This is a genomic window from Clostridium disporicum (genome assembly GCF_001405015.1).
Lineage (GTDB): Bacteria > Bacillota > Clostridia > Clostridiales > Clostridiaceae > Clostridium > Clostridium disporicum_B.
This window is the reverse complement of sequence record NZ_CYZX01000007.1, coordinates 21653-40208: the sequence shown is the minus strand read 5'-3', so window position 1 is coordinate 40208 and position 18556 is coordinate 21653. Positions and strand designations below refer to the sequence as shown.

Sequence of the window (18556 nt, the reverse complement as noted above, 5' to 3'; positions counted from 1 at the left end):
AATAATTTAAAACTATATTTTAAAATATACTTAATTGTAGTTCTTCTGATAATTCTTTTAATATACGTATTCCACCAATACTGTTACCCTTTTTATCAAGTGATGGTCCATATATACCTATTCCAAATCTTCTAGGAACTGAAGCTAGTATTCCTCCACCAACTCCTGACTTAGCTGGTATTCCAACTTGAACTGCAAACTCTCCTGAGGCATCATACATACCACATGTAACCATAATAGTTTTTACTATTCTACATACTTCTCTAGACATTAGAACCTCATTGCTCCATGGAGTTATACCATCATTAGCTATAACAGCTCCAAATCTTGCTAAATCCCTAGCTGTAACCTCTATAGAACATTGTTTGAAATAAAGATCTAATACTTCCTCTACGTCACCTTCTAATATTCCATTGCTCTTTATAAAGTAGGCTAAAGATCTATTTCTATCTCCTGTTTTCTTTTCACTTTCATAAATTTCTTGATTTATATTTATATCTTCATTGTTTGTAGCTCTTCTAATAAAATTTAAAATTCTTTCAAGCTTTCTTTCCTCTGTTTCACCATATATTAAAGATGTTGTAACAATAGCTCCTGCATTAATCATAGGATTATACGGCTTTTCATCTCTAATTTCAAGATTTACTATACTATTAAAGCCCATCCCAGTTGGTTCAACATTAACTTTTTTAAATACTGCATCTTTGCCATTATCACTAAGTGCTATGATAAGTCCTACAACCTTAGAAATACTTTGGATAGTGAATTTCACATTACTTTCTCCAGCCCAGTATTCCTCGTTATTTTTAATATCTACAACACATATTCCTAAATCATCCTTATTTGCCTTTAAAAGCGCTGGTATATATGAAGCTACTAGCCCTTCTTCTGTATATTTTTTATTTTTATCAACTAAATTCACTAATAAATTTTTCATTTGCTTTCTCCTCTTTACTATTCTTGTAGTAATTATTATATTTATAATAATCAATTCTTACAAGGTAATAAACTGATTAACAATAATTTTTTATGTAAATTCGTAAAATTTTATTATTTCTATTTAACTATGATATAATAATAAATAAATTACTAAAATTTAGGAGGACACACTATGAATAATGATTTATTAAGAAAATACGCAAAACTTGCAGTTAAAACTGGAGTAAATATTCAAAATGGTGATACCCTTGTAATAAATTCACCAATAGAAACTGCTGAATTTGCTAGACTGATAACTGAAGAAGCTTACAAATCAGGTGCTAAAGATGTAGTAGTTCACTATGGCGACCAACAACTTACTAAGATCAAGCTTGAAAATAGCTCTATTGAAACTATTTCTAATGTTCCTGAATGGTTTGGTGAAAGCTATAACTACTATTCAAGAATTGGTGCTTGTTTTATTTCTATTTCTGCTAATGATCCTGATGGATTAAAAGGGATTTCTGTAGATAAAATAGGTGCTCATCAGAAAGCTAGAAGTCTTGCTTTAAAGGAATACTATGAAAACTCTATGAGTAATAAAAATCGTTGGTGTGTATTATCTTACCCAACAATGCCATGGGCTAAAAAAGTATTCCCTAACTTATCAGATGATGAAGCTTTTGAAAAATTATTTAAAGCTATATTAGATGCTAGTAGAGTAACTACTGAAGATCCAATAAAAGCTTGGGATGAACATAATGCTGAACTTAAAAAGAATCTTGATTTCTTAAATTCAAAGAATTTTAAAAGCCTTACTTTAACTAATTCTAAAGGAACTAATTTAACTGTAGAACTACCTTATAACCATACATGGGCTGGCGGATTAGAAGAAAGTGCTTCAGGAATTGGCTTTAATGCAAACATACCTACAGAAGAAGCTTTTACTCTTCCAAAGAAAGATGGCGTTAATGGTATAGTTTACTCTTCTAAGCCTTTAAGCTATGGTGGTAATTTAATAGATAATTTCTCTATTACTTTTAAAGATGGTAAAGTTATAGATTTTACTGCCGAAGAGGGATATGAAGTATTAAAACAAATGTTAGATAGTGATGAAGGAGCTAAATACTTAGGTGAAGTTGCCCTTGTTCCTTATGATTCACCTATTTCAAATTCTAACCTAATATTCTACAATACATTATTTGATGAAAATGCAGCATGCCATCTTGCTTTTGGTAAAGCATATCCTTGCTTTAAAGATGCTGACACTTTAACTAAAGAAGAGTTAGAAGAAAGAGGAACTAATGAATCTAATATTCACGTTGATTTTATGATTGGAACAGAAGATTTATCTATTACAGGATTAACTGAATCTGGTGAAGTTATACAAGTTTTTAAAAATGGAAATTGGGCGTTTTAATCAGTTAATTAATAGTTAAAAATTAAGAATTAACGAAAAATGACTCTTCAGCTTCTTAAATATAAAATACCCTGTCTCACATTTAGACAGGGTATTTTAATAAGTTAACTCTATTTTACTTTTTTATTTTCGCTTTTATTTCTTTCTTTTATTATTTTATCTTCTAACGCATTTATTGTATTATCAAGCTTCTTTTTAATCTTTTTCTTAGCTGTTAATGATTGAAATACAAATCCAATCTTATTCATAATTCCATAAAGATCTTGACTTTCAGTTAATATTATCTCTGTACAATCATCTCCAGCATCTTTAAATTCATATCTTCCTGTATACTTAGAGCTAAGAAACATAGTTCTTGTTTCATAAACCTCATTTTTTATATAATCTGTAACGGATGTTTCCATATAAATATCTCCGCTTTTTGTTTTTCTTGCAACTCTTTTACTCTTTGCCCCTATTGGATTTTCTTCATTAAATTTATTAAAAGGTTCTTTAGCTAATTGTATAAAATTATCAAAAACTTCTTCTAATGGATATGCTATAACTGTACTTACTGTAAATTTGCTCATTTTAATCAACCTACCTTATAAATCTTTACATAATGTATTATGACAGAAAATTCAACAAAAATCTATAAACAAAGTGTAAATAATTACAAATGACAAATAGTAAATATAAATCAATTTACTATTTGCCATTCTGATAATATTCCTTAAGCTTGTGCCTCTGGTTTTCTTGGTTTATCTCTTCCAAGTTTTCTTGATTCTTTTGAATACCCTATCTCATTAGCAGTTTCTACTTTCATTTCTTTTAGTTCTGCTTTAGTCTTTTTCCCAGCTTTTTTATTATCTTTTGAATTTTTATTATTTTTGTGTGCCATAACTTTCTCCTTTGTTTTATAAAATAGATTTCCATAATATTTTATGTAGTATATATTTTTTTATAATTATTTAACAAAAGAAAGTTTTATTAATATAAAAAAAGTGAGAATATTATTCTCACTAATCCATTTCTTTATAATCTACATCTATAACTTTTTCATTTTCGTTATAATAATCTGCTTGTACATTAGAACTTTCATAAACTGTTTCAGTTCCATTTTGATTATTTGAACCTTTATTTTTATTATTAAAGTATTTTCTAAACTTTACTACTATATATATTATTAACCCACCTACTAATAGATATGGTACTATACTAATGAATAACCAAGATATTGCAAAAAATATAGCTAATCCTATTCCAGTAAATATTATAGATTTAAACGTACTATTCATTACATCAACCTCAATCCTAAATTTTATTTTCTATGCTATTATACTATTATTTTTATATCTTTGCAAGATATGAGTTATTTTTTATTTTTTAAAGCAGTTGTTATTACCCTTTACCTTTATCATAATTATAATTATATTTAAAATTAATTTTACCTTAATAATAGTATATGTTCTAAATAAATACATATAAGAATAAGTTTTAATAAGTCTACTTATTATGGAGGTAAAAATGAAATACTTTAAATTTATTATAATAACTATTCTTATTTTATCATTACAAGGATGTATGTTTGATAATCCAAGATACTTAAATTTTAAATCTAAACCTAATGATTATTATTATTCAAGCTTAATATATAAAAACTTAAAAATCAATGAACCTTTTACATTAAAGGTATTTGATACAGATTTCTACAAATATTATACTGTAGATGAAGAAGATAAAGATATTCTTCTAAACTTTTTCGAATCTTTAAATAATGATAATTACCTAACTGACTTAGAAACAACTGACAAAGCAAAATATGAACTCTGTATAGAATTTGCACATGAAAAATTTATAATAAATGTATATGATACCTCTTCCATTACCCTTTATCCTTGGGATGGAAATTTTGAAGAGGATAAAATATCTATGAAAGGTGTTTCAACTTATAATAACCTTTATTCATTTTGCTCTTATATAGTAAATAAATCACACCAAAGAGATAATAACTAAACCATGTTATTTAATTTTTATATTATTATATTAATAGGTGATACTACGAAAATTAGTATCACCTATTTTTTATTTTTTAAGTCATTTAATAATTCAAAAATCCTCTTATTTTTTAAAGGATGTATTGCATATGGAGCAATTTCATTTAGTGGCTCTAAAACAAATTCTCTTAGATGCATTTGTGGATGAGGTATTATTATAAATTCATCATTACTAACTATGTCATCAAAAAGTATTATATCTAGATCAATTGTTCTAGGTCCCCATCTTAACTCTCTAACTCTATCTAACTCTTTTTCAATTCTTAAAAGTTCTTTCATCAACTCTTTAGGTGTTAGAAGTGTTTCAACTCCTATTGCAGTATTTAAAAAATCATCTTGTTCTTCATAACCCCATGGCTTTGTATCTATTATTTCAGCTTCTTTTATAACTTCAACATGTTTAATTTCTGCTATTTTAACTATAGCATCTTCTATATACTTCTTTTTATCTCCTATATTGCTTCCTAATGCTATATAAGCAACGCTTCTCTTTCTTGTAGTTTCTACAGCTGCATAATCTAAATGTCTATTTATAGGTGCCCATGGCTTTTTTAATAATACTTTAACTTCATTTACAATTTTATATTCTTCCAAAACAAACTTTGCAATTTTATCTACTACAGTTTCAATCAAATCACAGCTCTCTTCTTGAAAAAGCTTTTCTACCTTATGACAAAGCTCTCCATAATGAACCGACTTAGTTAAATCATTACTAACAGCACTTTCCTTAAAATCTAAAGATAACTCTAATGAAAGAATAAACTTCTGTCCTAATACTTTTTCTTCTTTAAATACTCCATGATTTGCAAAAATTTCAATATCTTTTAAATATACTTTATCCATCATCTTACCCTACTTTGCCTTAATAATTTTATCAGTCATAACTGCCGCTCTCTTATTTTCAAGAACATCATGTACTCTAATAAATTCGCAGCCCTTCATTATTCCAATTACAGTTGTGGCTATTGTTCCTTCTACTCTTTCATTTACCGGAAGATTTAATGTTAATCCTATCATTGACTTTCTAGATGTACCTAAAAGAACTGGATATCCTAACTCCTTAAGTTTATCAACATTATTCATAACAGAAAGATTCTCTTCATAAGTCTTAGCAAATCCTATTCCTGGATCTAAAATTATATTTTCATTTTTAACTCCAGCTTCTAATGCAAGATTTATACTTTCCTTTAAATCTTCTAAAACATCTTCCATAAGATTTTTATAAGGCTTCTCTTCTCTATTATGCATCAATATACAAGGTACTTTATACTTTGCAGCAACTTTTGCCATGTCTTTATCTTTTTTAAATCCCCATACATCATTTATTATATCAGCACCTGCTTTTATTGCAGCTTCTGCTGTTTTACTCTTATATGTATCAATAGATATTGTTATATCTAAATTTTCCTTTATAGCTTTTATTATAGGCACTACTCTTTCTATTTCTTCATCTTCAGTTACATATAAAGCTCCTGGTCTAGTGGACTCTCCACCTATATCTATTATATCAGCTCCAGCATCTACAAGTTCTTTAGCATGCTTTACTGCCTCTTCCACTTCATTATATTTACCACCATCTGAGAAAGAATCTGGTGTTACATTAAGAATTCCCATAATATATGTTCTTTCTCCTAGATTAAATTCTTTATTTCCTATTTTCATAATACAACCCCTTTACTTTAGTTGACAGTTAATGATTAAGAATTACTAGTTAGTAATTGATTTTTAAGTTTTTCTTTTCGTCACTCCAATAGCAATCATTTATTGCTTTGCAGTTAAAGCATTCTCTTGAAAGTTTATCACTTCTGTATATTATTAAGCTTAGTTCGTCATCAGCCTCTTTACGGTGATTTTGGATAGATTTTATTATTATATTTTTCTCTTCTTCTGTAAAATCTATTTTTTTTAATATTTCTTTACTCAACTCAACACTTGCGATATGATGAGGAATTCCTTCCTCGTATTGCTTCACTCTTCCTATATCATGTAATAAACCTATAGCATATATTAACTCTTTAGAGTATGGTAATCCTTTTTCTAAAACCATAATATATGCAATTCTAGCCATATCAATAAAATGTTTTAAATCATGTCTACAAAACTCTCTCTTTTCTTCATACTTCAAAAGTTTTTCTAAGTTTTCTTTATATAAAGTATTATTTAAAATATCATTTACCTTTTTCAAAACAACCTCCCTAACTCTTAATTAATCCAAGTGTTTCTTTTCTTAAGTTTAAATCTTCTTTAAATACACCTCTATATGTTGTTGTAATAGTTTTAGCTCCAGGTTTTTTAACACCTCTCATAGTCATACACATATGCTCACCTTCAATTACAACCATAGCTCCTTTAGCATTTAAATTATCCATTATAGCATCTGCTATTTCTGATGTTAATCTTTCTTGTAACTGTGGTTTTTTAGAATAAAGCTCAACAGTTCTTGCAAGCTTTGAAAGTCCTGCAACTCTTCCATTTGGTATATATGCTATATGTGCCTTTCCATAAAAAGGTACTAAGTGATGCTCGCACATAGAAAAGAAAGTAATATCTTTTTCTATTACAAGATCATCGTTATCAACTTCAAAAGTTTTTGATAAAATCTCCTTTGCATCTTTCCCTAGTCCTCCAAATATTTCTTCATACATTCTAGCTATTCTATCTGGAGTTTCTAAAAGCCCTTCTCTATTTACATCTTCACCTATACCTTCTAATATAAGCCTAGCACCTTCTAATATCTTTTCTCTATCCATTTAATTTTCCTCCCTAATACCTATATACTCTTCATAAGCTTTTCTAACTTTTTCTGTAACTCTATTTCTAAATTTACAACCTTCGATTTCTGAAACTTTAATTACTCCTACAAGTGAATTAGTTAGAAATACTTCATCAGCATTTAGCAATTCTTCTTTAGATATTTCCTTTTCATAAACTTTAAAATTATCTATTACATATTTTCTTATAATACCACTTAATAAACCACATTTTTCAGAAGGCGTGTAAATTTTATTATCTTTAACTATAAAAACATTTGTAGTAGATCCTTCTGATAACTTATTATTTTCATTTAAAAAAAGCACCTCATTATATTCTTCTTTTTGTGCCTTTTCATATTCTAATAAATTATCCAGATAATTAATAGATTTAATATAAGTTAAACATGATTTACTATTTCTTATATTATTTGATAATTTAACTTTAAATCCTTGTTCATAATTTTCAGCTTTATATTTAATCTCTCTAGTAGAAAAAATTATATTTTTCTCAGTAACAACTATTTTTAACGCTAAGTTGTCTAGTTTGTACTCATTTATTTTTTCTAAAACCATATCTGAAGTTATATGGCCTCCTAAAGACAACTTTGTAATTCCATCATTTAATCTTTCAATATGCTCATTCAAAAAATGTGGCTTACCTTTTAATAATATCGTTTCAAATACTCCTCTTCCAAAGAATATTCCAGTATCTATTAAAGCCTTATCATCATTAAAAATTATTTTTCTCACTATAACACCTTCATTAATGCTTTTGCTTTATCTAGTGTTTCCTCATATTCGTCCTCTTCAATAGAATCATAAGTTATTCCTCCACCAACACCAAAGTAAGCTTTATTCTCTTTCTTTATAATAGTTCTTATAGCAATATTAAAATCAGAATTTCCCCTAAAATCAAAATATCCTATACATCCTGTATAAATATTTCTCTTTAACATCTCTAACTCTTCAATTATTTCCATAGCTCTTATTTTAGGAGTACCTGTAATAGATCCCCCTGGAAAACACTCTCTTATAAATTTAACTTCCGATATTTCATCCTTCAATTCTCCTTCTATTGTTGAAACAAGATGAAACACTGTAGCATATTCTTCTAATTTAAATAACTCAGTGACCTTTACCGTATGTGGCTTACACACCTTACTAAAATCATTTCTCTCTAAGTCTACTACCATCAATAGCTCTGCTTTATCTTTTTCACTATTAATTAATGCTTCCTTATTTAATAAGTCTTCCTTTTTATCTTTCCCTCTAGGTCTTGTCCCTTTAATAGGTCTAGTATGGGCTTTTCTATCTTTAATTTGAATAAATCGCTCTGGTGATGACGATATTATTTGAAAATCATCATAATTTGCAAATACCGAAAACGGTGCTTTATTTATCTCTCTCAAATTTTTATAAATATTAATAGCATCTTCATTAGACTCACAAAAAAATCTTTGAGTCATATTCGCTATATATACATCTCCACTTCTTATATACTCTTTTAGTTTCTTAATTTTATCAATATATTCTTCTTTTGAAAAATTTGAGTAAAATTTATTATCTATTTTTTTATCAACAACTTGCTCATTATATAAATCTTCTGATTTATATATCTTATCAAATTTATATATCTTGTCTATTATAATATTAATACTTTCAGTAGAATCTTCTTTTATACCTAAAGCAGTTATATATTTTTTATTATTCATATGATCAAATATTATTATATTATCATAGAATTTGAATCTTATATCTGGAATTTTAAAATCTTCTTTTGAAAAATCTTGAATATCTTCAATTATTCTTCCCGCATCATAAGAAATATACCCAATAGTACCACCGACTAAAGGTAATTCTATATCGTATTTAAAGCTATATTTTTTTATTAATTCTTCTAATACTAAAAAAGGATCTCCTTTAACTTTTTCTCCATTAACATAGGAATTTTCACCATAAGCTTCGAATGTCAAAAATGAATTTAATCCTATAAATGAGTACTTTGATAAATCCTTATCTTCCTTTGAACTATCAAGTAATATACTATTATTATCTTTAACGCAATTATAAACTTCAAATACATTCAAATCCGTTGAAAACTCTTCTATCTTAAACTTCATCTATTAACCTCTCTTTTTATAGTTTTTACATATATCTATAAAATTTTTTAACATAGTGTGTCCATCTTCAGTCATCTCTGCTTCTGGATGGAACTGCAACCCATAAATATGATAATCTCTATGTCTAATCCCCATAATTACATCATCTTCTGTCTTACTAGTAATCTCTAAACAACTTGGAAAACTTTCATTATCTACAATAAGCGAGTGATATCTAGTAACTCTTAATGGACTTTTTACATTTTTAAAAATCTTTTCCCCACTATGTACTATATAGCTTATTTTCCCATGTACTGGTTCTTTACCTTTAATTATATTTCCTCCAAAATAATGTCCTATACATTGATGTCCAAGGCATATCCCTAATATTGGTACTTCACTTTTGAACCTATCAATAATATTTAAGCTTAATCCTGCATCTTTAGGCGCTTTAGGTCCCGGAGAAATTATTATTCCTTCTAAACCCATATCTTCTATTTCTTTTAATGTTATTTTATCATTTCTATATACTACAACTTCTTCGTTAAGTTCTTCAAAATATCTTATAAGATTATAAACAAAAGAGTCATAATTATCTATCATTAAAAACATAAATTCCTCCAAATTCTTCGCCATTATTTTATCTTTTATGCTAAAATAAATAATGAATAAATTATATCATAGCTTTCTATGACAAAAAACAATTACTTGAAAGGAGATTACAGTAATTATGGTAAAATGTGATTTTCACACTCATTCAACAGCTTCAGACGGCTCATTTTCTCCATCAGAAGTAGTAAAAAAATCTTTTGATAAGGGAGTTAAATATTTAGCATTAACAGACCATGATACATTAACTGGTATAGATGAGGCTAAAAATATGGCAGAGAGTTTAGGAATGACTTTTATTCCTGGAATAGAGCTTTCTACTTCTCATAATAAAGAAACTGTTCACCTTCTTGGCTTTTTTAAAGGTGATGATTATAAAGATACTGAACTAAATAATTTTTTACAAGAATTAAAAGATAAGCGTATAAGAAGAGCAGAAGAAATAGTAGCTAGACTTAAAAAATTTAATAACATCGAAATTAAAGTAGAAGATGTTTTAAAAAATGGAAAAGATACTATTGCTAGACCTCATATAGCTAAAACTATTATCGAAGCTGGTTATCCTTATGATTATGACTATATATTTAAAAACTTTATAGGTGATGATTGCCCAGCCTATATTCCAGCTAATAAAATGTCTACAGAAGAAGGAATATCTCTTTTAAGAAAATATAATGCTAAAGTATTCTTAGCACATCCTGTTTTACTAAAAAAAATATCAGTCAATGATATTTTACCTCTTGGTATAGATGGTCTTGAAGCAGTATATGCATTAAATACTCCTGATGAAGAAAAAAAATTCAGAAAGTTTGCAAACAAAAATAACTTACTAATTTCTTGTGGCTCTGACTCTCATGGTATGGAAGAGGATAATGGACATGGTTCATTAGGCTCTATGTCACTTGATGAGGAAAGCTTAGAGAAATTCATTAATTCAGTAAAATAAATAAAAGCTAGAAGAGAAAAATCTTCTAGCTTTTATCTTTATTATTTAATCTCTCTTTATCACCTAACTACGCTTTAGTATTAGTTATTGAGATAATTTATATTCCTAGTTCTACTAAAACACTAAGTTTATGAAGGTAGTTTTAAGATTTCTTTATTTTTCAATTAAGAAAGTTTTGTACCCTCTCATTGTTTCGTAGATATCTACCTTGCTTGAAACTTCCCATGGTGCATGCATATTTTGAAGTGCTACTCCACAATCAATAACTTCCATATTGTACTCTGCTAAAATATAAGCAATAGTACCTCCGCCACCTTGGTCTACTTTTCCAAGTTCAGCTGTTTGATAAGCTATATTATTTTTATCCATTATATTTCTAAGCCAAGCTATAAACTCTGGATTTGCATCATTACATCCTGATTTACCTCTTGCTCCAGTATACTTGCTAAATACTAGCCCTCTTCCAAAGTAAGCAGTATTTTTTCTTTCATAAGCAGAAGCGTAATTAGGATCAAAAGCAGCTGTTACATCTGCTGATAACATAGCTGAATTAGATAAAGCACGTCTTAGTTTTAGTTCTGAATATTGTCCCAATCTATCCATTATTTCAGCTACTGCATTTTCAAAAAATCTAGAATGCATTCCTGTAGCCCCTTGACTACCTACTTCTTCTTTATCAACTAGTAATATAACAGAAGTTTTTTCTACTTTATCTAAATCTAATAAAGCCATAAGAGAAGTATATGCACATATTCTATCATCTTGTCCATATGCCATTACCATACTTCTATCTAAACCTAAATCTCTTGCTTTTCCAGCAGGTACTACTTCTATTTCAGCAGATATAAAGTCCTCTTCTTCAAAATCATATTTATCCTTAAGTAGTTTCAATATATTTGCTTTTACAGCATCATTTTCTTTTCCTTCTAGAGGAATATTTCCTACAAGAACATTTAAATCTTCACCATGAATAACTTCATTTGCTTTCTTTTGAAGTTGTTCTCCAGACAGATGAACTAAAAGATCTGATATTCCTACTACAGGATCGTTATCATCTTCTCCTATTACTACATCTATCTTTGTTCCGTCTTTTTTAACTACAACTCCATGAATTGCTAAAGGTAAAGCTATCCATTGATACTTTTTGATACCTCCATAATAGTGAGTATCCATTAAAGCCATTTGACCATCTTCATATAAAGTATGTTGTTTTAAATCTAATCTAGGTGAATCTACGTGAGAACCTATTATTCTCATACCATTTTCTATTGGTTCATTACCGATTAAGAATAGTACTAAAGCCTTATCTTTATTATTCAAATAAACCTTATCTCCACTTTTTAAAGTTTCACCATTCTTAATTACTAAATTTAAATCCTTATAACCTTTTTCTTCTGCTAATCTTATAGCTTCCAAAACTGATTCTCTTTCTGTTTTACATACTGACATATAATTTTTATAGCCCTCACAGAAATTAAAAATGTCTAGTCTTCCTTTTTCATCAAATTTTAACCATGCATTTTTAGTTTTTTCTTCACTCATTTTTATACCCCCATTTAATTTTAATTGCTATCTTTAGCCATTCTACTTTCTATTATATCTACAGGTGTTACATCAGACATTAATGAATGTCTATAGTTAACAGCTGCAGCTTCAATAATAACAGCAATATTTCTTCCTGGTCTTATAGGAATTCTCAATTTTCTCACATTTACCCCAAGAATTTCCTGAGCATCTTGGTTAGTTCCTAGTCTATCATAATCTCCATCATCTTTCCAGTGTTCAAAGTGCATTATAAGATTAATACTTTTTGATTGAAGTATTGAACTTACTCCATATAGTGATGGAATATCAATTATTCCTATTCCTCTAACCTCTAACATCCCTATAGTAATTCTTGGTGATGTCCCTATTAATGATCCATCTATCTCTCTTATATCTACTGCATCATCTGTAACAAGTCTATGACCTCTCTTAATAAGCTCTAAAGCAGTTTCACTTTTGCCTATTCCACTTTCTCCTGTTATTAATATTCCAATACCATACACGTCTACTAATACACCATGCAATCTAGTTTCTGGTGCAAATTTGTCAGCTAAATACATTGTCATTTTACTAATAAAATTAGTAGTAACCATATTACTTCTTAATAACCAAGTTTTATTTTTCTTAGCTGCCTTAACAAATTCCTCGTGTGGTTCTAATCCTCTAGTTATTACTATACAATTTGATTTAAAGCTGAAATATTTTTCAACTCTTTTCTTACGTAACTCTGTTTGCATAGCATCTAGAAAAAACCATTCTGCTTTACCTATTACCTGTAATCTTTCTGGGGCAAAATAGTTATAAAATCCAGCCAATTGTAATCCTGGTCGATTAATATCGTTTACTGAAATTTCTACACTTTCATCACCTTGGACTAAAACTTCTAAATCAAAGTCCTTAATTAATTTCTCTACTGCAACTGACATTTTACTCTCCTTAAACTATTGCTTTTTCTTTAATTCAACACCCTCTAATTGAACTCTAAAATTTGCTTTGACATTATCAATATATCTTCTTCTTAGCTTTTGCTGTTCTTCTTTTTCCTCTTCGTTTAATCCTTCTTCTTTACTTTTTTTATATAATTCATTTATTCTTTTTATAACATCATCTATTGGTGCTTTTGTATAATCCATTATATTTTCTTCCTTTCTTCTTGTGTATTTACTCTTATTTTACATTTATTTATCAATATTATCAACTTAGTTAGTTATTTTTATTTTACTCTACTATTTTCTCTATATTTTTATTATTCAACTACTATATATTTAGAATTTCCAGCTCTTCACTCTTCCTTATTTTGTATGTTTTTGTAAAATTTTGTATAATTGTTTTAATTTACATCTTGGCTAGATTTGTTATAATTATTATACAGATGTAATATTTTATCAAAAGGATGTGAAAAAATGAAAACAAAGTCGTTACATAGAAAAATCGAAAGAAATAAAATCTACTTAAATTTTCTTCTTAATTATTTATCTCCAAGTAACATACTTATTATTTACCTTTCTCAAAACTTGGACAAATTAATTTGCAAAAAACAAAAGCGAATCTATATTAAATACAAGAAAAAAACCTCGAAATCTATATCTAAATATAAAGCCGCTTAAATACTATTATTTACTTATGCTAATCTAAATTAAATAAATTCCATAAGACAAAAAGAAAAACACCTCTTAACGAGGTGTTTAATTCTCAAATCATGTCCCGACATGCCGGTCACTTATATACTCACACCTGCAACTCGCAGGTGGGTTTCGCGCAATTTACTTCTGCCATCTTCTAATGTTAAATGAAGCCCGACATCTATAAATCTATTGCAAATCCCGTAAATATAATGTAGGTTGAATATTATAAGCTAAGCGCACATCTCAGGATTTATTATGATTTTATTATATCAAATAAATTTATAAGTTCAATAGGTATTTTAAAATTTATTATTGAAAACTTTATCCAATGTAATCCTTTACCACTTCTTCTATTGATATATCACTATCTTCATTTGTAAATAGAGCCATAAACTGTACATACTCAGCAGTTCTATCCTTCATTTGGAATGCCATAAACTCTCCTGCAATATTAAGCTCTTCTGTTATATCTTCTACTATAGATAAAACTTCGTCATTACAAAAATCATATAAATAAGGTAAGTAATATTCTTTCTCCCATGCTTCACTTGATTCATCTTCACATTCTTCTTTAGCATACGCTTTAGCTGCTGCTAATAAATCCTCATCAAAATCATAATAGAAGTTTACTAATAATAAATCTTTTTCTGATTTTAATATTTCTACATCACCAAGCTCATTTTCCTGTAAAAAACTCACTATTTCATTAACTTTCATTTAAATCCTCCAATTAATAAAGTAATTTTTTATATTCTTTCTTAACCGCTAAGAACTCTTTGTCATCTTCAACAAGATTTAATTCTTCTTTGCCTTCTACATTATCAATTCTAAATACATAAACATCTTCTGACTCTTCATCATCTGCAGGAGCTAATAATAAATATTCTTGCTCTTCTAAGAATATTCTTGCAATAGCTTCAAACTCCACTTTATTTCCTTCTTCATCTAAAAATGTCATAATTTGCTTTTCTTCTTGTTCTAAGTTTTCTTTTTCCATTCTTTTTCTCCTTTAGTTTAATTAATGGTATTATAATAATACAAAACATAAAATACTACAACCATAAAGCTAATCTTCATTAAATATTATTTATTTTACATTCTAATCTTGAATTACAACATTTAGAAATATAGCCTTTTATTTTTCTTTCAGCTGCATCTCTTCGCCTATGTACACATACTAATCTACCACATTTTCTACAATATATATTATATATCTTAACATGCTTTTTAATATATATATCTTCATTTATACTTTTGTAGCTAAATGTTGCTTTACTAGATATTCCACATTTTAAACACATTGATTTAAAGAATTTATTATGTCCATTGCTTAATCCTGTTTTTGTATCACAATAATAATGAAGATATTCATGTATTATTACTTCCCTCACAACTTCCTCTGGATAATTTCCATCTATTAATCTCTTTGCAAAAACAAATTTTATTGGTACTATTGATTCTTTTTCTTTTATATAAAAAAAAGCTCCCATTCTCTTAGTTGCCCTATTTGAAATTTCAACTTTTAAATTAGTAGGATATTCTAATTTTATTCCTATATCAATTAATTCTTCTTTTATCTCTTTTATTGTCCACTTTTTATACATTTATTTCTCCACAATATAATACTTTTAAATAATAACTCATTTTTCAATAATACCATAAAAAAGTAGATTTTAATTTTACAATCTACTTTTCTTTTATAATAAATTATTTTTTACTTCTGTTTAACCTTATAGATACTTAAGGTTAATAATTCTAATAAAATTAACTATAGCTAAAAATAAAATTTTTTCTCATTACTAAATTAATAATATATAAAAAGCTATAAAAAGACTATAATAATAGTTCTTACTTAAAGCTATTTAGAAATGTTAATCCCATCCTAACATTTCTACTATTGCTATAGCTTCTTTAACTGACATATCATTACATTGTTCTAAAATAGAAGAAAGTACATATTTTCGTTTTAAAATTATTGGTCTTGGTAATATATCGTATCTTTTTATATATTTACTCTCCTTAACTACTTCTTCCCTATTTTTATCTAAAATTGTTATCCAATTGTTATGAGATAAAAATAATAAATTCGTATAAGCTTGTTTAAACTCATTAAATTGCTCTAAACTATCTGGCATATATATAACTGGACCTGTATTAATATTCTTAGATAATTCTTCAATATTAGGATATATTACTATCCTCTTAAGCACTTCTAACATTTTATTAATTTCATTAGTACTATATCCTACCCGTGAATTAATTATATTACTTAAACACATCACACTGATAAATGGATTTATTTTTTCATACTTTAAGTTATTTTGTAATTCTTTTTCAATATCTATATTGTTTTCATTAATAATTTTCACAAAACTATTAACACAATTCTTTAATTTTTCAAATTTATCTTTTTCTAAACTAACCAAAATCAACTCATCTTCAGTTTTGGAACCTTCATTAAATTCTTTAATAACATCAATTAAAACCATTTTACTTTTTTTATATATTCCTAGTTTTTCTTGTAAATATCTAATAAAATCTACATAAGAAATCCCTTCAAGCTTTACATTGTCAGGAGCTACTAGTAGGTATTTAATTGGTTTAAATGGAATATTGGCAAACTCATACCAAACCTCTATTAAGTTCATATAGCAACTATCTAAAAGTAACAATTCAATTTTTTTATTTGTCATTTTATATAAATTATAAAATACATTTACTAATCCATCTAAGCTCATTAAATATGGTTTTCCATGTGTAAAATCAGTCATCGCCCCAATAAATCCTGCCCCATGCCCTGATAATACTACCATCACATAATCTGATGGATAATTTTTTATTCCCCACAAAAGAAAATTATAAAGAGTTGTAGGATCAGCCATATTTACATTTTCTAAAACTTCTACTTCATGTGCTCCATTATCATTAAGTAAATATCTTCTTACTCCATGCCATCTATCCTTATGATTTTCATCTATAGTTCCTCTTAACTTTTCAACTAACTCTTCATCAGCTCTTGCCAATTGTACTAATATATTAAAATTTTCTTTTATATTTTCAATCTTAAGTTTTTCTATAACCTTAGTTATTTCAGGCTCTAATTCATTATTACCATTAGCATATATCAATATTGTCCATCTCTCAATATTCATCTTTTCTTACCTTATTAACTTCACTATTACTATCCATAATTATAGAATTACTTGTATTAACACTTTTAACTATAATTTTTTTATCTCTGTACAAATCATATTTTATATTTAATATATAAATTCCATCTTTATCAGTAAAAGTATGACATATTGCTTGCATTTCATTTTCATCATCATAAAAAGCAGCTACTATTGCTCCTTCAATAGGGTTTTTATGATTATCTATAACTTTTCCGTATAATATTATATCTTTTATATCATTTACTTCTATATTATATTTTTTAGTACGTACATACCCCTTATTATTCATTTTTCTAAGCTCTTTAAAACTGGTTATCCCTATAATCTCGTCTATATAACTACAATTATTAAATTTAAAATAATAACTTCCACTCTCATCTGTAATACAACGTCTTATCGGTATCTTTTTATTTCTAATTATATGAAAAAGAACTACAACAGCCCCTTTAACTGGTATATTATCATAAAATATTTTTCCATAAATATTAATCTCTCTATTATATTTATATCTATCTCTTTTTATCTTGATAGTATGTTCTTGACTTAATTCTAGATATATTGGTTTAAGTAATATTTCCCTCCCCATTTTTTCACCTCTTCTCCATTTTTATGATTCAACTTTATTTATAAAGAAAATCCCATAATAAGTTTGCTTCTATTCTTATTATGGGTTTCTGCTTTCTAATTTATATACGTCTATATAATCCTTATAACTACTCATCTATTAGCTTATTAGCTTTAACTGCTTTAATTTTAATCTTCTTATCCTTAAATATTTCATATGGTAAATTAACCATATACTCTCCATCATTATCCGTAAACACATGACAATATCCTATTTCATTTCCATCATCATTTGTATAAAAAACTTTTACTACAGCTTGATCGACTGGATTATTATTATTGTCGTAAACTTTTCCATGTATAATTATATCTTCTACATCTTTAATAATAATATCTTGCACTTGAACTTCAGATTTTTCTTTTATTGATTCATTACTTAAATCTACTTCTACAAACTTTAATGCATATGACATTATATTCCTCCAAATAATATATATCTTTTCTATTCTCTATAATATAATATTAATCTAAACAATAAATGTTACATTTTCAAAGAATATATAATATTTTAGAAAATAATATTATATATTTTTGATAATTAATCTTCTATCTCAACATTTACTTCTATTACATTACTTTTTGTTAACTCTATCTCTCTTATCTCTAATGTTTGTTTATCATCTAAGGTTTCTAAATTTATTTTCTCTTTCATACATTCAATTTTTTTTAAAATATCCTTTACTTCTTGTAATTCTAAAATTACCTTCTCTAATAATTTTTCACAATTAATTAGATTCTCATCTAATAGAAATTTCTCATAATTTTTCTCCATTATAGTCCTCCTATTATTTTTAATATATAATATTTA

Annotated in this window: 24 protein-coding genes and 1 other RNA gene; 3 read left to right on the top strand and 22 right to left on the bottom strand. The window is 27.1% G+C overall.

The window, feature by feature from the left end:
- Nucleotides 1–19: 19 nt before the first annotated feature.
- On the bottom strand, nucleotides 20–937 hold the full coding sequence (glsA, locus tag ARA56_RS06025) for a glutaminase A (RefSeq protein WP_055264775.1): 918 nt from the start codon (nucleotides 935–937) through the stop codon (nucleotides 20–22).
- 174 nt (nucleotides 938–1111) lie between these two features.
- Between glsA and ARA56_RS06020 the strand changes: the two genes are divergently transcribed.
- Entirely contained in the window at nucleotides 1112–2338 is a 1227-nt protein-coding gene (locus tag ARA56_RS06020) for an aminopeptidase (protein ID WP_055264773.1), read from the top strand.
- Between the two features lie 110 nt (nucleotides 2339–2448).
- Here ARA56_RS06020 and ARA56_RS06015 read toward each other — a convergent pair whose 3' ends face one another.
- The 3 genes from ARA56_RS06015 to ARA56_RS06010 all read right to left on the bottom strand — a co-directional run bounded on the left by ARA56_RS06015 (nucleotide 2449) and on the right by ARA56_RS06010 (nucleotide 3615).
- On the bottom strand, nucleotides 2449–2907 hold the full coding sequence (locus ARA56_RS06015; RefSeq protein ID WP_055264771.1) for a DUF3284 domain-containing protein: 459 nt from the start codon (nucleotides 2905–2907) through the stop codon (nucleotides 2449–2451).
- A 143-nt stretch (nucleotides 2908–3050) separates the two neighbouring features.
- Complete coding sequence (locus ARA56_RS16295) at nucleotides 3051–3218, bottom strand: small, acid-soluble spore protein, alpha/beta type (protein WP_070205664.1); 168 nt, start codon at nucleotides 3216–3218, stop codon at nucleotides 3051–3053.
- Nucleotides 3219–3339: 121 nt separating this feature from the next.
- Nucleotides 3340–3615 carry a hypothetical protein gene (locus tag ARA56_RS06010; RefSeq protein WP_055264769.1) on the bottom strand — a complete coding sequence of 92 codons (276 nt, stop codon included), beginning with the start codon at nucleotides 3613–3615 and terminating at the stop codon, nucleotides 3340–3342.
- Between the two features lie 229 nt (nucleotides 3616–3844).
- On the opposite strand from ARA56_RS06010, the gene ARA56_RS06005 reads away from it, so the two are divergent.
- The gene (locus ARA56_RS06005) at nucleotides 3845–4333 is read left to right on the top strand and encodes a DUF4883 family protein (protein WP_055264767.1); all 489 of its coding nucleotides are present in this window, start codon (nucleotides 3845–3847) and stop codon (nucleotides 4331–4333) included.
- A 62-nt stretch (nucleotides 4334–4395) separates the two neighbouring features.
- On the opposite strand, the gene folK is transcribed toward ARA56_RS06005, so the two are convergent.
- The 7 genes from folK to ARA56_RS05970 are packed head-to-tail and all read right to left on the bottom strand — an operon-like array spanning nucleotide 4396 to nucleotide 9838.
- Nucleotides 4396–5217 (bottom strand): 2-amino-4-hydroxy-6-hydroxymethyldihydropteridine diphosphokinase, encoded by an 822-nt coding sequence (gene folK / locus ARA56_RS06000; protein WP_055264765.1) that lies wholly within the window; start codon nucleotides 5215–5217, stop codon nucleotides 4396–4398.
- A gap of 9 nt (nucleotides 5218–5226) precedes the next feature.
- The gene (gene folP, locus ARA56_RS05995; RefSeq protein WP_055264763.1) at nucleotides 5227–6036 is read right to left on the bottom strand and encodes a dihydropteroate synthase; all 810 of its coding nucleotides are present in this window, start codon (nucleotides 6034–6036) and stop codon (nucleotides 5227–5229) included.
- A 49-nt stretch (nucleotides 6037–6085) separates the two neighbouring features.
- Nucleotides 6086–6559, bottom strand: coding sequence for an HD domain-containing protein (locus tag ARA56_RS05990; protein WP_055264761.1), 474 nt, complete (start codon nucleotides 6557–6559; stop codon nucleotides 6086–6088).
- A 10-nt stretch (nucleotides 6560–6569) separates the two neighbouring features.
- Nucleotides 6570–7124, bottom strand: a complete 555-nt coding sequence (folE, locus tag ARA56_RS05985) for a GTP cyclohydrolase I FolE (protein WP_055264759.1) — start codon at nucleotides 7122–7124, stop codon at nucleotides 6570–6572.
- A complete protein-coding gene (locus ARA56_RS05980; protein WP_055264757.1) occupies nucleotides 7125–7877 on the bottom strand; it encodes an aminotransferase class IV in 753 nt (250 codons plus the stop codon).
- Nucleotides 7877–9247, bottom strand: a complete 1371-nt coding sequence (pabB, locus tag ARA56_RS05975; RefSeq protein ID WP_055264755.1) for an aminodeoxychorismate synthase component I — start codon at nucleotides 9245–9247, stop codon at nucleotides 7877–7879. The genes ARA56_RS05980 and pabB overlap by 1 nt, the downstream gene beginning before the upstream one ends.
- A gap of 3 nt (nucleotides 9248–9250) precedes the next feature.
- Complete coding sequence (locus ARA56_RS05970) at nucleotides 9251–9838, bottom strand: anthranilate synthase component II (protein ID WP_055264754.1); 588 nt, start codon at nucleotides 9836–9838, stop codon at nucleotides 9251–9253.
- A gap of 118 nt (nucleotides 9839–9956) precedes the next feature.
- Here ARA56_RS05970 and ARA56_RS05965 point away from each other — a divergent pair, with 118 nt between their 5' ends.
- Complete coding sequence (locus tag ARA56_RS05965; RefSeq protein ID WP_055264751.1) at nucleotides 9957–10781, top strand: PHP domain-containing protein; 825 nt, start codon at nucleotides 9957–9959, stop codon at nucleotides 10779–10781.
- Between the two features lie 153 nt (nucleotides 10782–10934).
- Here the strand turns inward: ARA56_RS05965 and ARA56_RS05960 are convergent, their stop codons facing one another.
- The 11 genes from ARA56_RS05960 to ARA56_RS05915 all read right to left on the bottom strand — a co-directional run bounded on the left by ARA56_RS05960 (nucleotide 10935) and on the right by ARA56_RS05915 (nucleotide 18520).
- Complete coding sequence (locus ARA56_RS05960) at nucleotides 10935–12323, bottom strand: aminopeptidase (RefSeq protein ID WP_055264749.1); 1389 nt, start codon at nucleotides 12321–12323, stop codon at nucleotides 10935–10937.
- Between the two features lie 20 nt (nucleotides 12324–12343).
- Nucleotides 12344–13252 carry an HPr(Ser) kinase/phosphatase gene (gene hprK / locus ARA56_RS05955; RefSeq protein ID WP_055264748.1) on the bottom strand — a complete coding sequence of 303 codons (909 nt, stop codon included), beginning with the start codon at nucleotides 13250–13252 and terminating at the stop codon, nucleotides 12344–12346.
- A gap of 15 nt (nucleotides 13253–13267) precedes the next feature.
- The gene (locus ARA56_RS05950; RefSeq protein ID WP_055264747.1) at nucleotides 13268–13459 is read right to left on the bottom strand and encodes a DUF896 domain-containing protein; all 192 of its coding nucleotides are present in this window, start codon (nucleotides 13457–13459) and stop codon (nucleotides 13268–13270) included.
- A gap of 564 nt (nucleotides 13460–14023) precedes the next feature.
- A non-coding RNA gene (gene ssrS, locus ARA56_RS16290) (6S RNA) lies at nucleotides 14024–14204 on the bottom strand.
- 68 nt (nucleotides 14205–14272) lie between these two features.
- Entirely contained in the window at nucleotides 14273–14668 is a 396-nt protein-coding gene (locus tag ARA56_RS05945) for a hypothetical protein (protein ID WP_055264746.1), read from the bottom strand.
- Between the two features lie 13 nt (nucleotides 14669–14681).
- A complete protein-coding gene (locus tag ARA56_RS05940; protein ID WP_055264745.1) occupies nucleotides 14682–14948 on the bottom strand; it encodes a DUF1292 domain-containing protein in 267 nt (88 codons plus the stop codon).
- Nucleotides 14949–15027: 79 nt separating this feature from the next.
- Nucleotides 15028–15555, bottom strand: coding sequence for a SprT-like domain-containing protein (locus tag ARA56_RS05935; protein WP_055264744.1), 528 nt, complete (start codon nucleotides 15553–15555; stop codon nucleotides 15028–15030).
- 267 nt (nucleotides 15556–15822) lie between these two features.
- Nucleotides 15823–17103 (bottom strand): clostripain-related cysteine peptidase, encoded by a 1281-nt coding sequence (locus ARA56_RS05930; protein ID WP_055264743.1) that lies wholly within the window; start codon nucleotides 17101–17103, stop codon nucleotides 15823–15825.
- Entirely contained in the window at nucleotides 17093–17710 is a 618-nt protein-coding gene (locus tag ARA56_RS05925) for a hypothetical protein (RefSeq protein ID WP_055264742.1), read from the bottom strand. The genes ARA56_RS05930 and ARA56_RS05925 overlap by 11 nt, the downstream gene beginning before the upstream one ends.
- A 127-nt stretch (nucleotides 17711–17837) precedes the next feature.
- On the bottom strand, nucleotides 17838–18161 hold the full coding sequence (locus ARA56_RS05920; RefSeq protein ID WP_055264741.1) for a hypothetical protein: 324 nt from the start codon (nucleotides 18159–18161) through the stop codon (nucleotides 17838–17840).
- A 125-nt stretch (nucleotides 18162–18286) separates the two neighbouring features.
- On the bottom strand, nucleotides 18287–18520 hold the full coding sequence (locus ARA56_RS05915) for a hypothetical protein (RefSeq protein ID WP_055264740.1): 234 nt from the start codon (nucleotides 18518–18520) through the stop codon (nucleotides 18287–18289).
- Between the last annotated feature and the right edge of the window lie 36 nt (nucleotides 18521–18556).